Consider the following 14,190-nt stretch of genomic DNA (forward strand, 5'->3'; position numbering starts at 1 on the left):
GTTGCAAACGAGAAAGGCCCGCCTCGAAACCTCGGGGCGGGCCTTTATCGTTTGGTGAGTTGCGACCCTTACTCGGCCGGCACCGCGTTCATCGGCACGCGGTCGTCCTCGAGCGCGGCGACCTTCTCGCCGGCAAGGACAGCGCGCAGGCGCTCCTCGTCGAGTTCGCCTTCCCAGCGGGCGACGACCAGCGTCGCCACGGCATTGCCGATGAAATTGGTGATCGCGCGGCACTCCGACATAAAGCGGTCGACGCCGAGGATCAGCGCCATGCCGGCGACCGGCACGGAGGGGACCACCGAGAGCGTGGCGGCTAGCGTGATGAAGCCGGCGCCGGTGATGCCGGCCGCGCCCTTCGACGACAGCATCGCGACGAGCAGGAGCAGGATCTGGTCGCCCCAGGACAGGTCGATGTTGGTCGCCTGGGCGATGAAGAGCGCCGCCAGCGTCATGTAGATGTTGGTGCCGTCGAGGTTGAACGAGTAGCCGGTCGGGATCACGAGGCCGACGACCGACTTCTTGGCGCCCGCGTTCTCCATCTTCTTCATCAGCGACGGCAAGGCCGCCTCGGAGGACGAGGTGCCGAGGACGAGGAGAAGTTCTTCCTTGATGTAGCGAAGGAGCGCGAAGATCGAGAAGCCGTTGTAGCGGGCGACCGCGCCGAGGACGACGACCACGAAAAGGAACGAGGTGAAGTAGAAGACGCCGATGAGGTAGGCGAGGTTTGCGACCGAACCGATGCCGTACTTGCCGATGGTGAAGGCCATGGCGCCGAAGGCGCCGATCGGGGCGGCCTTCATCAGGATCGCGACGAGCTTGAAGATCGGCGCCGTCAGGGCGTTGAAGAAGTCGGTAACCGGGCGGCCGGCCTCGCCGATCATGGCAAGCGCGATACCGAACAGGACCGCGATGAAGAGGACCTGCAGGATGTCGCCGTCGGCGAAGGCGCTGACCAGCGTCGTCGGGATGATGTTCATCAGGAAGCCGACGATCGACGAATCGTGCGCCTTCTGCGTGTAGGTCGCGACCGCGGCGGCATCCAGCGTCGCCGGATCGATGTTCATGCCGTGGCCGGGATGCGTGACGTTCGCGACGACCATGCCGATCACGAGGGCGAGCGTCGAGAAGGTGAGGAAGTAGACCATCGCCTTACCGACGACGCGGCCGACCTTGGCGAGATCGGTCATCCCGGCGATGCCGGTGACGACGGTCAGGAAGATCACCGGCGCGATGATCATCTTCACCAGCTTGATGAAGGCGTCGCCGAGCGGCTTCAGGCTCGCGCCGACCTCGGGATAGAAATGGCCGAGCGTGATGCCGGCGATGATCGCGACGACCACCTGGAAATAGAGCTGCGCGTAGATGGGCTTCTTCTGCGCGGGTTCGACGTGCGCGATCGGCATGGCTGCCATGTCTGCCTCCCTTGTTGTGTTCGTGTCCTCCCCCGTCGATCCGTGACCGGCGAACAGGAGCATCGTCCACACATCAGCAAAGGGCGTGCCAGTTCGATGCAGGGGTGGCATTCCGCCAGCGCAGGGCTGATCGGCGTCACCAGCCCAGCCAGCAGCCCGGTCTCACGTGCGGCTTTCCGCTCGCCTTTGGCCGTGATTGTGCGATAATCCGCACAGCATGGACGCTTCCCTCTTCGCGTTGTCCCGACGTCGCCTGTTCGCCCTCGCGGTCGCGACCGGGCTGGCGGCGCTCGTCGTCATGGCGTGGCTGGCGGCCGGTGCGCTGGCGGATCGCGCGACGCTGGCGCGGCTGAACTCGCAGGCAGGCGCGTCGCTGCCGCTCGCCATGGCGGTGCTGCGAAGCGAGGTCGACAAGCAGCGCTCCGTGCCGGCGATCCTGTCCGAGGATCCGGACATTCGCGACATCCTCGCCGCCCCGTCGCCGGCCGGCGTCGACCGGGTGAACCGGCGTCTCGAAGAGTTGCGCCGCACGACGGGGGCAACCGTCCTCTACCTCCTCGACACCACCGGCCTGACGATCGCCGCGAGCAATTTCGCCGAACCCACCAGCTTCGTCGGAAGCGACTATTCGTTCCGCCCCTACTTCGCGCGGGCGATGCGGACCGGGGCGGCGGCGCAGTTCGCGCTCGGCACCAAGAGCCGGAGGTCGGGTCTCTACATTACGCGCCGCGTCGATGTCGGCGGCCAGCCGCTTGGTGTCGTGGTCCTGAAGGTGGAGTTCGACGCGATCGAACGCGACTGGGCTGCCGGCGGTAACGTCGTCTTCGTGACCGACGGCAACGGCATCGTCCTCGCGACGACCGAGACCGACTGGCACTACCGGGCGCTCGCCCCGGTGCCGCCGGACCTCGCGGCGCGAATCCGCGACAGCCTGCAGTTCGGCGAAGCGCCGCTGACGCCGCTCGGCCTGCAGGCGCGCCGGGGGACCATCGAGGCGGCGGCCACCGGCGACCGCCGGCGCTTCGTCTCGGCCGAGGACCGCCTCGCCGACCCGATCCTCGACTGGACGCTGCATCTCTGGGTGCCCGCTGACGAGGCGATGGCGCAGACCCGCCTGTCCTATCGCCTCCAGGCGCTGGCGGGCCTTGCCATCGCCACGACGGCCGGCTTCCTCGTGGCGCGCCGCCGGCGCTACCTGCGACGTCGACAGGAAGCCCTGCGCTTGGCCGCGGAAGAGCTCGAACGCCGCGTCGAGGCCCGCACGCTTGAGCTGCGCGAGGCGAACCGCCAGCTCGTCGCGGAAAGCCAGACCCGGCAGGCCGCCGAGGAGCGTGCCGAAACCCTTCGGCGCAGCCTCGACCAGGCCAACCGCCTCGCCTCGCTCGGCCAGATCACGGCCGGCGTCGCCCACGAGATCAACCAGCCCGTCGCGGCGATCCGCACCTATGCCGAGAATGCCGAGCGCTTCCTGGAGCGCGGCGACCTCGACACGACGCAGCGCAACCTTCGCAACGTCGTCGGCCTGACCGAACGCATCGGGCGGATCACTGACACGCTCAAGGGCCACGCGCGGCGCGGCTCGTCCGGGCCCGGCGTCGTCAACCTCGCCGTGGCCGTGGATGGCGCGATCATGGTGCTTCAGGGCCGGCTCGACGCCGCCGGCGTGCCGATCGAATGGAGCGCGAACCTCCGGGACCACGACGTCGTGGGCGAGCGCGTGCGCCTGGAGCAGGTGCTCGTCAACCTCCTCCAGAACGCCCTCGACGCCATGGAGGGCCAAGAGGACGGGCGCATCGCCATCGAGGCGCGCGCGAGCGACGGCACCGTGGACCTGACGGTGCGCGACAACGGCCCCGGTATCGCGCCTGAGCGACTGGCGACGCTGTTCACGCCCTTTTCGACGTCCAAGCCGCGCGGTCTTGGCCTCGGCCTCGTGATCGCCAAGGACATCCTGTCGGAATGGGGCGGAACGCTGCAAACCGCGAGCCGGCCTGACGAGGGCGCCACCTTCACCGCCGTTTTGAGGAATGCCCGCCCATGACCGAGGCCGACCGCACCATCGCCTTCGTCGACGACGACCCGGACCTTCGCGACGCCGGGGCGCAGGCGCTGGCGCTGGCGGGGTGGACGCCCCTCCCCTTCGCCGACGCGCGGTCGGCGCTGAAGGCCCTGTCGCCGGCGTTCCCCGGCGTCCTCGTCACCGACATCCGCATGCCCGGCATGGACGGGCTCGACCTCTTCCGCGCGGTTAAGGCGCTGGACCCGGACCTTCCGGTGATCCTCGTGACCGGCCACGGCGACATCGCGATGGCCGTGGACGCCCTTCGGGAGGGCGCCTACGACTTCATCGCCAAGCCCTACGCGACCGACCGGCTGGTGCAGAGCATCGCGCGGGCGGCCGAGAAGCGGCGGCTGGTGCTCGAGAACCGACGGCTGCGGGCGCTGGCCGAAAAGGGTGGCGGCGACGACCTGCCCCTCATCGGCCAGAGCCCGGCGATGGAGCGCCTGCGCCGGACGCTCCGGCAGATCGCGGACGCGGATGTCGACGTCCTGGTGGAAGGCGAGACGGGATCGGGCAAGGAGGTCGTTGCCAACGCCCTGCACCGATGGAGCCGCCGCGCGGCCAGGCCCTTCGTGGCGCTGAACTGCGGCGCGCTGCCAGAGACCGTGATCGAGAGCGAGCTCTTCGGCCACGAGGCCGGGGCCTTCACCGGTGCCGCCAAGCGCCGGGTCGGGCGCATCGAATATTCGAGCGGCGGCACGCTGTTCCTCGACGAGATCGAATCGATGCCGGCCGCCCTGCAGGTCAAGCTCCTGCGCGTCCTCGAAATGCGCGAGGTGGAACCGCTCGGCACCAACGAACGCCGCGCGCTGGACCTTCGCGTCGTCGCCGCGGCCAAGGTCGATCTCGGCTCGCCGGAAGCGCGCGCCTATTTCCGCGAGGACCTGTTCTATCGCCTCAATGTCGTGACCGTGCGCATCCCGCCCTTGCGCGAGCGCGGCTCCGACATTCCGCTTCTCTTCTCGCACTTCCTGCGGCGGGCGGCGGAGCGTTTCCGCCGCGAGGCGCCCGACGTGTCGCCCCGGCTCCTGCAACGGCTGGCGTCTCATCCTTGGCCGGGGAACGTGCGCGAACTCACGCACTTCGCCGAGCGGGTGGCGCTCGGCCTCGATCCGGACATGGACGGGGAGGACAGCTCCGCCACGCCGATGACGCTGCCGGAGCGCGTCGACCGCTTCGAGGCCGACACGATCCGTCAGACGCTGGCCGATCACGGCGGAGACGTGAAGAGCACGGTCGAGGCGCTCAGCATCCCCCGCAAGACCTTCTACGACAAGCTGCAGCGCCACGGCATCAGCCGGCGCGACTTCGCCGAGGGCTGAGCCCCGGCGAAGCCTGCCGGCAGGAAAGCGCCGTCAGGCGGAGCGGCGAAGCGTCTCGATGAGCTTGGCGAGACGATCGCGGCCGGCCTCCGTCAGGACGCCGCGCTCGCCCGCGGGTTCGAGCAGCCCGGCCTCCTCCATCTCGCGCACGCCCTCGGCATCGGCCTTGTGGCCCTTGCCGTCGTCGAGCACGACGCGGGTCACGGCCTCGCCGCTGACGAGCGAATGGTAGGCGGCGAAGACGAGGATGGAGAGGGCGCCGTCGGACATGGTGGTCTGGCTCACGGGGAACTCCTTGGTGGCATTCACGATATGGGCGTCAACACGCGAGGTGCGCTTCGGCTCCCGGTTGCGGCACTGTTTCACAGGACCGCGTGTCGTCACGCGGGGCGTCTCGACATGGCCCCACTGTCCGCCTACTTCGAGCCTCGACACGTGCAGGACGTCGAGAATGAGCAGTTCCGTAGACCCCGAATTGTCTGCCCTGATCGGCGAGGTCATCGACGCCAAGCTTCTGAAAACCGGTTCGGAGGAAAAGCGCGTGGCCGAGCACGTGGCGGCCCACGGCCTCGGAGCCCTCACCGCGGAGGAGCGCGACACGTTCGAGCGCCGCGTCCTGCCGATTCTCTCCAAGCCGATCCGCGAACAGCTCGCGATCGCCTCGATCGTCCAGCGCGGCGGCTACGTGCCGCGCAAGATCGTGTTCTGACGGTGCGATGCGCCGTCAGCTCCCCGCCTCGCTCTCGATGAACCGGTCGATGCCGCCCGAACGGCCGACGCCGGTGAGATAGAACAGCGCGACGATCGCCACGATCAGGCCGATCGCGATGATCGGGGCGGTCCACTCGCCCTGCCCGATCCGCACCACGATCAGCGCCGAGCAGATGATCGCCCCCAGGAGCGGCACGATCGAGGGCACCTCGAACTGACCCTTGGCCTCGCCCGGCCGTCGTTGCAGGATCAGGAGCGCGATGTTGACGACCGTGAACACGATCAAAAGCAGGAGGACGGTGGAGGCGGCGAGCGCGCCGATGTCGCCGACCAGCGACAGGAGGACGACGATCGCGAGCAGCGCCGCAATCGCGACGTAAGGGGTGCGGCGTGTCGCATGGACGCGGCCGAGTGCCTCCGGCATCAGTCCCTGGCGCGACATGCCGTAGAGCAGGCGCGAGGCCATGACGTAGTTGACGAGCGCCGTGTTGGCGACGGCGAAGATCGTGATGCCGGCATAGACGCCGGTCGGGAACCAGGGCGCGGCGCGCTCGACCACGAGCGTCAAGGGGCCTGCGGCTTCCGCCAGTTCCCGCCACGGGACGACCGAGACCGCCGTGATCGCGATGCAGATGTAGATCACCGTCGCCATGAGCATCGCCGAGATCATCGCGATCGGCATGGTCCGTTCCGGGTTCTTCACCTCCTCGGAGACGTTGAGCATGTCCTCGAAGCCGATGAAGGAGTAGAAGGTCAGCACCGCGCCTTGCGCGACGAGAAGCATCACCGAGCCCTCGACGGCCCCTTCGCCCGGCGGCGGGAACTCCAGAAGATCGGCACTGCCCCACCACGAGATGCCGACCGCAATAACGAGGATCAGGCCGAACGCCTCGACGATCGTGCAGACGGCGTTGAGCCAGAGCGACTCGGTGATCCCGCGAAACAGGATGCCGGCGAGGATGACGAGGAAGCCGATGGCCAGAACGCTCTGCGGCGCGTCGATGCCGGTGACGCTCGCGAAGTTGCGCGCCACGACATTGCTCTGCGTGGCGATCGAGGTCAGCCCCGAGCACACGACCGCGAGCCCCACCGTGTAGGACAGGAGCGGATAGCGGTAGGCGCGCTGCGTGACGTAGGCGGCGCCGCCGGCGCGCGGGTAGCGCGAGGCGATCGAGGCGTAGGACAGGCCGGTGAGGAGCGCGGCCACCATCGAGACCATGAAGGCGACCCAGACCGCGCTGCCGAGCTCGCTCGCCGCCTCGCCGATGAGCCCGTAGACGCCGGCGCCGAGCATCGAGCCGAGCCCGAGCAGGGTCACCTGAAACAACCCGACGGAGCGCTTCAGCCCCGGCTCGCCCACCTGATCCTTCGCCATGACGCCGTACCGCCCCTCTCGCGAACGCCGTGTCCGCCGAAAGGGGTAGATAACCCCGCATTGCGGGACGGCGACGGTAGCGAGGCGAATTTGCGGCAGAAATCAGGCGAGGCGGGCGGCAAGCTCCTCCAGACGGGCGGGAATTTCATCCAGACGGTCGAGCACGAGCGCGGCCCCCAACGCGTCGACGTCGCTCGCCGTGTAGCCGCCGCGCATCGCGACCACCGGCATCCCGGCCGCCCGCGCGGCCTCGACGTCGTTTTCGGAATCACCGACGAACAGCGCGTCGCCCGGTTCAATGCCGAGCTGACGGCAGGCGAAAATGATGAGGTCGGGCGCCGGCTTCTTGCGCGGGCCGGCATCGCCGCCGACGACCATCGCCATGCGGTCGGCAAGGCCGAAATGGGCGAGGATATCGGCGGTCTCCGCCCCCGGCTTGTTGGTCACGACGCCAAGCGCGATCCCGCGCTCGGCGAGGATCCGCACGCAGTCCGTCGCCCCGGCGTTCAGCGTCGTCAGCTCGGTCGAGCGCGCGGAGTAGATCGCCAGATACCGCTCGGCGATCTTGTCGCGCGTCGCGGGGTCGATCTCCTTGTCGAGCGCTTCATAGGCGCAGCCGATCAGGATCTGGACGCCCTGCCCGACCATGCGCCCGACGGCCTCGATCGTGAAGGGCGGCTCGCCGAGGCTCTCCAGCGTCTCGTTGAGGGCGGCATGGATGTCCGGCAGGGAATCGACCAGCGTCCCGTCGAGGTCGAACAGGACGGCGCGAGGCCAGGCGGGCGCTTCGCTCATGCTTCAGGTCCCTTCGTCGCCGGCCGGCGGCTCGAGCACCGCCAGCGTGATCCAGCGCGCGACCAGCGCGGGCTTCGGCGCCCCCTCGATCTCGACGCTGGCGTTCCAGGTGGATTGCAGGCTGACGGCACGCTCCTTAAGGGCCGCCAGCTGGAAACTGCCGCGCACGCGCGCGCCGCTCTTGACCGGCGTCAGGAAGCGCACCTCGTCGAACCCGTAGTTGACGCCCATGCGCGTGCGGTCGACGCCGGGCATGGCGTCGTAGGCGAGTGTCGACAGAAGCGACAGAGACAGGAAGCCGTGGGCGATGGTGCCGCCGAAGGGCGTCTCGGCCAGCGCCCGCGCGGGATCGACGTGGATGAACTGGTGGTCGTTGGTGGCGTCGGCGAAGCGGTCGATCATGCTCTGATCGACGGTCAGCCACTCCGATACGAAGGGATCGCCGCCGAGATAGGAGCGGTAGACGTCCATCGGCACCAGGCGCTGTCGCAGCGCGTTTTCGTCGTCCCGGCTCACCTGTCGCGCGTCCCCAATGCCCGTCCACGGCTGGTCTTAGTCATCCAACCACCTGGCGCCAAGGGGCACCTTGGGGTTGCCGCATCGCAGCGTGGCCTATCTCAAGGCTGACGAACCATCCGATTGAGTGAGGAACGAGCCCATGTGCGGCATCTGCGGTGAGATCCGCTTCGACGGCGGTTTCGCCTCTCCAGAGCGCATCGCGGCCATGGGCGCCTGTCTCAGCCCCCGCGGACCCGACGGTTCCGGCATGGTGTTGCGCGGCCGCGTCGGCTTCGGCCACCGGCGTCTCAAGATCATCGACCTGTCGGAGAAGGCCGCGCAGCCGATGGAGGACCCGGAACTCGGGCTCACCCTCGCCTTCAACGGCTGCATCTACAACTATCCCGAACTGCGCACGGAATTGCAGGGGCTCGGCTACCGCTTCTTCTCGCATGGCGACACCGAGGTCATCCTCAAGGCGTACCATGCCTGGGGACGGGACTGCGTGAAGCGCTTCCACGGCATGTTCGCCTTCGCCATCCATGAGCGCGAGAGCGGACGGGTGATGCTGGCGCGCGATCGCTTCGGCATCAAACCTATGTATCTGTCGCAAACGCCGGAGCGCCTGCTTCTGGCCTCCTCGCTGCCGGCGCTGGTCGCGACCGGCGAGGTCGACACCACGATCGATCCGGTCGCGCTTCACCACTACATGGCCTTTCACGCCGTGGTGCCGGCCCCGCTCACCATCCTCAAGGGCGTGAGGAAGCTGCCGCCCGCGACGACGCGGATGATCGAACCGGACGGGCGCTTCGACGACGAGACCTTCTGGGCACCGCCCTTCGGACCGGCCGTGGGCGACGAGGGCCGCTCGTCGGAGGAATGGCGCGACATGGTGCTCGACGCCCTGCGCCGCGCGGTGGAACGGCGCATGGTGTCGGACGTGCCGGTGGGCGTCCTCCTGTCGGGTGGCGTCGATTCCTCGCTGATCGTCGGCCTCTTGGCGGAGGCGGGGCAGACCGGCCTCTCCACCTTCTCGATCGGCTTCGAGGACGCCAACGGCGAGGTCGGCAACGAGTTCGAATATTCCGACCTCATCGCCAGGCACTACGGCACCCGGCATCACCAGATCTTCGTGCCGGGCCAAGAGCTCCTGACCGAACTGCCGGGCGCGATCCGCGCCATGTCGGAACCGATGGTCTCCTACGACAATATCGGCTTCTACCTTCTGTCGCGCGAGGTCTCCAAGCACATCAAGGTGGTGCAGTCGGGCCAGGGCGCCGACGAGATCTTTGCGGGCTACCACTGGTATCCGCCGATGGCAGGCGCCGCCGATCCGGTCGCGACCTACCGACGAGCCTTCTTCGACCGCAGCCATGAGACGCTGTCCGGCCAGCTTCGGCCGCAGTGGCACGCGGGCTTCGATGCGAGCGGCGCGTTCGTGCGCGACCACTTCGCCCTGCCCGGCGCCGAGGATCCCGTCGCCAAGGCGCTGCGCATCGACAGCCAGGTCATGCTGGTGGACGACCCGGTCAAGCGCGTCGACAACATGACCATGGCCTGGGGCCTCGAGGCGCGCGTGCCATTCCTCGACCACGAACTGGCGGAACTGGCCGCACGTGTGCCGTCCGCCGAAAAGCTGAAGGGCGGCGGCAAGGGCATCCTCAAGGACGTCGCGCGCCTCGTCATTCCGCACGAGGTGATCGACCGGCGGAAGGGCTATTTTCCGGTTCCGCAGCTGAAGTACCTCGCCGGCCCGACGCTCGACATGGTGCGCGACGCGATGGGCTCGCAGCGTGCCCGCGAGCGCGGACTGTTCGAGCCGGCCTGGCTCGACACGCTGTTTGCCGACCCCGCCAGCCACATCACCCCGCTGCAGGGCTCCGAGCTCTGGCAGGCGGCGCTTCTGGAGTTGTGGCTGCAGGAGCAGGGCCTGTGAGGGCGCCGCAAGCCAACGCCGTCGTCGATTGCGGCTGGGGCCGCATCGTCTTCGCGCAGACCTTCGCGGAAGCCGGCGATCTCGCGCGCAACCTCGAGGAGGAAGGCCCCGACCGGCGCGACATCGCCTTCTATGTCTGCGACCCGCATGTCCTTCTGGCGCAGGCCCCGCAGGATCTCTTTCTCGATCCCTCGCACACCTACCGGCTCGACTTGTCCCGCCTGCCCCCGGCCGAGCGCGAGCCGCACGGGTTCTCGGTCCGCCCGCTCGGCGCCGCCGAAGAGACGAGCGCTGTCAACCGGATCTACCGCTCGCGCAGCATGGTGCCGGTGGATCCGGACTTCCTGTGGCGCCACCGGCAGGATCCGGTGCTGACCTATCTCGTGGCCGAGGACGAGGCGACGGGCGCGATCCTCGGGACCGTCACCGGCGTCCATCACGGCGAGGCCTTTGCCGACCCCGAGAACGGCTCCTCGCTCTGGTGCCTCGCGATCGACCCGCAGGCGGCGCCGCCCGGCATCGGCGAGGCGCTGGTGCGCGCGCTCGCCGAGCATCACCGGGCCGCCGGCTGCGCCACGATGGACCTCTCGGTCATGCACGACAACGAGCCGGCGATCGCGCTCTACGAGCGGCTCGGCTTCGAGCGCCTGCCGGTCTTCGCGGTCAAGCGCCGCAACTCCATCAACGAGCGCCTCTTCACGGGCTCCGCGGCGGTCGAGGAGGACCTCAATCCCTATGCCCGCATCATCATCGACGAGGCGCGCCGCCGCGGCATCCATGTCGAGATCCTCGACGCCAAGGGCGGCTTCTTCCGCCTCACCTATGGCGGTCGCACCCTGCGCTGCCGCGAGAGCCTGTCGGAACTGACCTCCGCGGTCGCCCTGTCGATCTGCGACGACAAGAGCGTGACCCGCCGTCTCGTCGAGGACGCGGGCGTCGCGGTGCCCGAACAGATCGTAGCGGGGGAAGAAGAGGCGGCGATCGCCGACCTCCTCGCCCGGCACGGCTCGGTCGTCGTCAAGCCTGCGCGTGGCGAACAGGGTCGCGGGATCGCCGTGGGGCTCGAGACGATCGAGGCGGTGCGCTCCGGGATCGAGGTGGCGAAGCGCGAGTGCGAGCGGGTGCTGATCGAAGCCTGCTTCTCGGGCGAGGATCTGCGCCTCGTCGTGATCGACTTCCGGCTGGTCGCCGCCGCGATCCGCCGCCCGCCCTGCGTCGTCGGCGACGGGCGATCCACGGCGCGCGAGCTGATCGAACGGCTGTCGCGCCGCCGGGCCGCGGCGACCGGCGGAGAGTCGAGAGTGCCGATGGACGCCGAGACCGAACGCACCCTCAAAGGCGCGGGCTACGCCTGGGACGACGTGATCCCGGAGGGCGAGACCGTCACCGTTCGGCGCACGGCCAACCTTCACACCGGCGGCACGATCCACGACGTCACCGACATCGTCCATCCTCGCCTCGTCGAAGCCGCGATCGCGGCCGCCCGCGCGATCGACATTCCGGTCTGCGGTGTCGACTTCATGGTCAAGGACGCGCGCGAGGAACCTTACGTCTTCATCGAGGCGAACGAGCGGCCGGGGCTGGCCAATCACGAGCCGCAACCGACGGCCGAACGCTTCGTCGATCTCCTGTTTCCGCTTTCCATCCCGGCGTCGGTGCGCACCCTTCGCGCCAAGCGGCGCATTTCCGGCTGACGATCCATGGCCCGGCACACGATCGATACCGACTACCTCCTCAGGCAGCTTCACGAGCTCCTGCACATTCCGAGCCCGACCGGCTACACCGATTCGGTGGTGCGCCACGTCAGCGAGGAGCTGCAGCGGCTGGGGCTCGAGGTCGAGCTGACGCGGCGCGGCGCGATCCGGGCCGTGCGCCAGGGCAGCCGCCGGGCGGCGGCGCGCGCGATCGTCTCCCACGTCGATACGCTCGGCGCGCAGGTGAAGCGCGTCAAGGAGAACGGCCGGCTGGAACTCGTGCCCATCGGCCACTGGTCGGCCCGCTTCGCCGAGGGCGCGCGCGCGACGATCATGGCGGAGGACGCGACGTTCCGCGGCACGATCCTGCCGCTGAAGGCATCCGGCCACACGTTCAACGAGGAGGTCGATACTGCGCCGGTCGGCTGGGCCCATGTGGAACTTCGCATCGACGACCACACGCGCAGCCACGACGACACGCTGAAGCTCGGCATCGACGTCGGCGACACGGTGGCGATCGATCCACAGCCAGAATTCCTCGACAACGGCTTCATCGTCTCGCGCCATCTCGACGACAAGGCGGGCGTCGCCGTGATGCTGGCTTCGATCGAGGCGCTGGAGCGCGAGAAATCCGCGACGCCGGTCGATACGCATTGGCTCTTCACCATCGCCGAGGAGGTCGGTGTCGGCGCCGCCTCGATCCTGACGCCCGACGTCGCCTCGATGGTGGCGGTCGACAACGGCACGTCGGCACCGGGCCAGAACTCGGCCGAGTTCGGCGTCACCATCGCGATGGCGGACCAGACCGGCCCGTTCGACTACCACCTGACCCGCAAGCTGGTGCGGCTCTGCCGCGACGAGGACATCCGCTTCCAGAAGGACGTGTTCCGCTACTACCGATCGGATTCCGCCTCGGCGGTCGTGGCAGGGCATGACGTTCGCACCGCGCTCGTCACCTTCGGCGTCGACGCCTCACACGGCTGGGAGCGTATCCACATCCACGCCCTGCGCTCGCTCGCCGAACTGCTGACGGCTTACGCCGTGTCGCCGCTGGAGATCGAGCGCGACCTGAAGCCCCGCGGCAGTTTGGAAGGCTTCACGAGCCAACCGGCGGTCGAGGCCGGCCTCGGCTTCGAGGTGGACGAACTCTAAGGCCGCCACGCGAAACCGCCGCGTCTCCTGTGCGGGAGCGCGGCGGCGAAACCGTTCATTGGCTGGCTGGTCAGGCGGCTCGGATCAGAATTCTTCCCACCCGTCCTCGACGGCCGCGGCCTTCGGTGCCGCGCCGCCATGGCCCGCCGTGCGCATCTGCGCCACCGGGCGGGACGGGGCCGGATGAACCGGACGCATCGGCGCTGCGGCCACGCGCCGGGGGGCTGCGGCAGGGGCGGCAGGGGCGGCGGTGCGCACGGACGCGGCGGTCGGCGCTGCCACCGCACGGTGCCCCGCCCCCGTCGCGAACCCCGACACCAGACCCGCCAGCCCCTCCGTCTCGCCCGACAGCGCCTGCGCCGCCGCCGTCGTYTCCTCSACCATCGCAGCGTTCTGCTGCGTGACCTTGTCCATCTGGTCGGCCGCCACCGACACCTCGCGAAGCGCCACCGCCTGCTCGCGTGCCGCGTCCGCCATCGCCGCGATCGACTGCGCGACGTCGCGGCCCTCGGCCGCCAGTTCCAGCGCGAAGCGCACGCGCGCTTCCTCCGNACCATCGCAGCGTTCTGCTGCGTGACCTTGTCCATCTGGTCGGCCGCCACCGACACCTCGCGAAGCGCCACCGCCTGCTCGCGTGCCGCGTCCGCCATCGCCGCGATCGACTGCGCGACGCCCCCGACCTGCGCGACGATCGCCTCGAGCGAGCGGCCCGACGCCGAGACGAGCTCGACGCCCGACCCCACCTGCGCCCCCGACGCCTCGATCAGCGCCTTGATTTCCTTGGCGGCCTCCGCCGAGCGCTGGGCAAGACCGCGCACCTCCTGCGCCACCACAGCAAAGCCGCGGCCGGCCTCCCCGGCGCGCGCCGCCTCGACGCCGGCGTTCAGCGCCAGGAGGTTCGTCTGGAAGGCGATCTCGTCGATGACCCCGATGATGTTGCCGATGCGCGCCGAGGACTGCTCGATCTCGGCCATCGCCGACACCGCGCGGCCGACGATCTCGCCGCCCCGCTCGGCCTCGCGGCAGGCGGTGGCGGCCGACTGGCGGGCCGCGTCGCCCCGCTGCGCCGTCTCGCCGACGCCGCGCGTCACCTGGCCGAGCGCTGCCACGGTCTCCTCCAGATTGGCCGCCTGCTGCTCGGTGCGCTGGGAGAGATCGCCTGCCGCCACCGTGATCTCCGACAGGCCGGAGCGCATTGCGCCGACCGCCGAGACCACCTGAGATCGGAAGAGC

11 protein-coding genes and 1 pseudogene are annotated in these 14,190 nt (G+C 69.3%); 6 read left to right on the top strand and 6 right to left on the bottom strand.

All coding sequences use genetic code 11. From position 1 onward, the window contains the following. Positions 1-68 precede the first annotated feature (68 nt). Positions 69-1,412 carry a dicarboxylate/amino acid:cation symporter gene (locus tag ASF65_RS13960; RefSeq protein WP_055890255.1) on the bottom strand — a complete coding sequence of 448 codons (1,344 nt, stop codon included), beginning with the start codon at positions 1,410-1,412 and terminating at the stop codon, positions 69-71. Positions 1,413-1,629: 217 nt separating this feature from the next. Here ASF65_RS13960 and ASF65_RS13965 point away from each other — a divergent pair, with 217 nt between their 5' ends. Beyond that, positions 1,630-3,453 (top strand): ATP-binding protein, encoded by a 1,824-nt coding sequence (locus tag ASF65_RS13965; RefSeq protein ID WP_055890256.1) that lies wholly within the window; start codon positions 1,630-1,632, stop codon positions 3,451-3,453. Continuing rightward, positions 3,450-4,796, top strand: coding sequence for a sigma-54 dependent transcriptional regulator (locus ASF65_RS13970; RefSeq protein WP_055890258.1), 1,347 nt, complete (start codon positions 3,450-3,452; stop codon positions 4,794-4,796). The genes ASF65_RS13965 and ASF65_RS13970 overlap by 4 nt, the downstream gene beginning before the upstream one ends. A gap of 33 nt (positions 4,797-4,829) precedes the next feature. Here ASF65_RS13970 and ASF65_RS13975 read toward each other — a convergent pair whose 3' ends face one another. Beyond that, the gene (locus ASF65_RS13975; protein ID WP_156369318.1) at positions 4,830-5,081 is read right to left on the bottom strand and encodes a hypothetical protein; all 252 of its coding nucleotides are present in this window, start codon (positions 5,079-5,081) and stop codon (positions 4,830-4,832) included. A 166-nt stretch (positions 5,082-5,247) separates the two neighbouring features. On the opposite strand from ASF65_RS13975, the gene ASF65_RS13980 reads away from it, so the two are divergent. Continuing rightward, positions 5,248-5,505 carry a hypothetical protein gene (locus tag ASF65_RS13980; protein WP_156369319.1) on the top strand — a complete coding sequence of 86 codons (258 nt, stop codon included), beginning with the start codon at positions 5,248-5,250 and terminating at the stop codon, positions 5,503-5,505. Positions 5,506-5,520: 15 nt separating this feature from the next. Here the strand turns inward: ASF65_RS13980 and ASF65_RS13985 are convergent, their stop codons facing one another. From ASF65_RS13985 to ASF65_RS13995, 3 genes are all read right to left on the bottom strand, one after another. Then, on the bottom strand, positions 5,521-6,882 hold the full coding sequence (locus ASF65_RS13985; protein ID WP_055890261.1) for an amino acid permease: 1,362 nt from the start codon (positions 6,880-6,882) through the stop codon (positions 5,521-5,523). A 102-nt stretch (positions 6,883-6,984) separates the two neighbouring features. Beyond that, positions 6,985-7,677, bottom strand: a complete 693-nt coding sequence (gene gph, locus ASF65_RS13990) for a phosphoglycolate phosphatase (protein WP_055890262.1) — start codon at positions 7,675-7,677, stop codon at positions 6,985-6,987. Between the two features lie 3 nt (positions 7,678-7,680). Further along, positions 7,681-8,148 carry a MaoC family dehydratase gene (locus ASF65_RS13995; protein ID WP_055890264.1) on the bottom strand — a complete coding sequence of 156 codons (468 nt, stop codon included), beginning with the start codon at positions 8,146-8,148 and terminating at the stop codon, positions 7,681-7,683. A gap of 187 nt (positions 8,149-8,335) precedes the next feature. Here ASF65_RS13995 and ASF65_RS14000 point away from each other — a divergent pair, with 187 nt between their 5' ends. From ASF65_RS14000 to ASF65_RS14010, 3 genes are read left to right on the top strand one after another with little or no spacing between them, the layout of a single operon-like run. Next, positions 8,336-10,111: an N-acetylglutaminylglutamine amidotransferase gene (locus tag ASF65_RS14000; RefSeq protein WP_055890266.1), complete on the top strand. Its 1,776-nt coding sequence runs from the start codon at positions 8,336-8,338 to the stop codon at positions 10,109-10,111. Further along, positions 10,108-11,805, top strand: a complete 1,698-nt coding sequence (ngg, locus tag ASF65_RS14005; RefSeq protein ID WP_055890268.1) for an N-acetylglutaminylglutamine synthetase — start codon at positions 10,108-10,110, stop codon at positions 11,803-11,805. The genes ASF65_RS14000 and ngg overlap by 4 nt, the downstream gene beginning before the upstream one ends. 6 nt (positions 11,806-11,811) lie before the next feature. Next, positions 11,812-12,957 (top strand): osmoprotectant NAGGN system M42 family peptidase, encoded by a 1,146-nt coding sequence (locus ASF65_RS14010; protein WP_055890269.1) that lies wholly within the window; start codon positions 11,812-11,814, stop codon positions 12,955-12,957. A 552-nt stretch (positions 12,958-13,509) separates the two neighbouring features. Here ASF65_RS14010 and ASF65_RS22105 read toward each other — a convergent pair. After that, a pseudogene (locus ASF65_RS22105) lies at positions 13,510-14,190 on the bottom strand (methyl-accepting chemotaxis protein); the annotation flags it as partial.

Origin of the sequence: Aureimonas sp. Leaf324 (assembly GCF_001423245.1) — a bacterium.
Classification (GTDB): Bacteria; Pseudomonadota; Alphaproteobacteria; order Rhizobiales; family Rhizobiaceae; genus Aureimonas.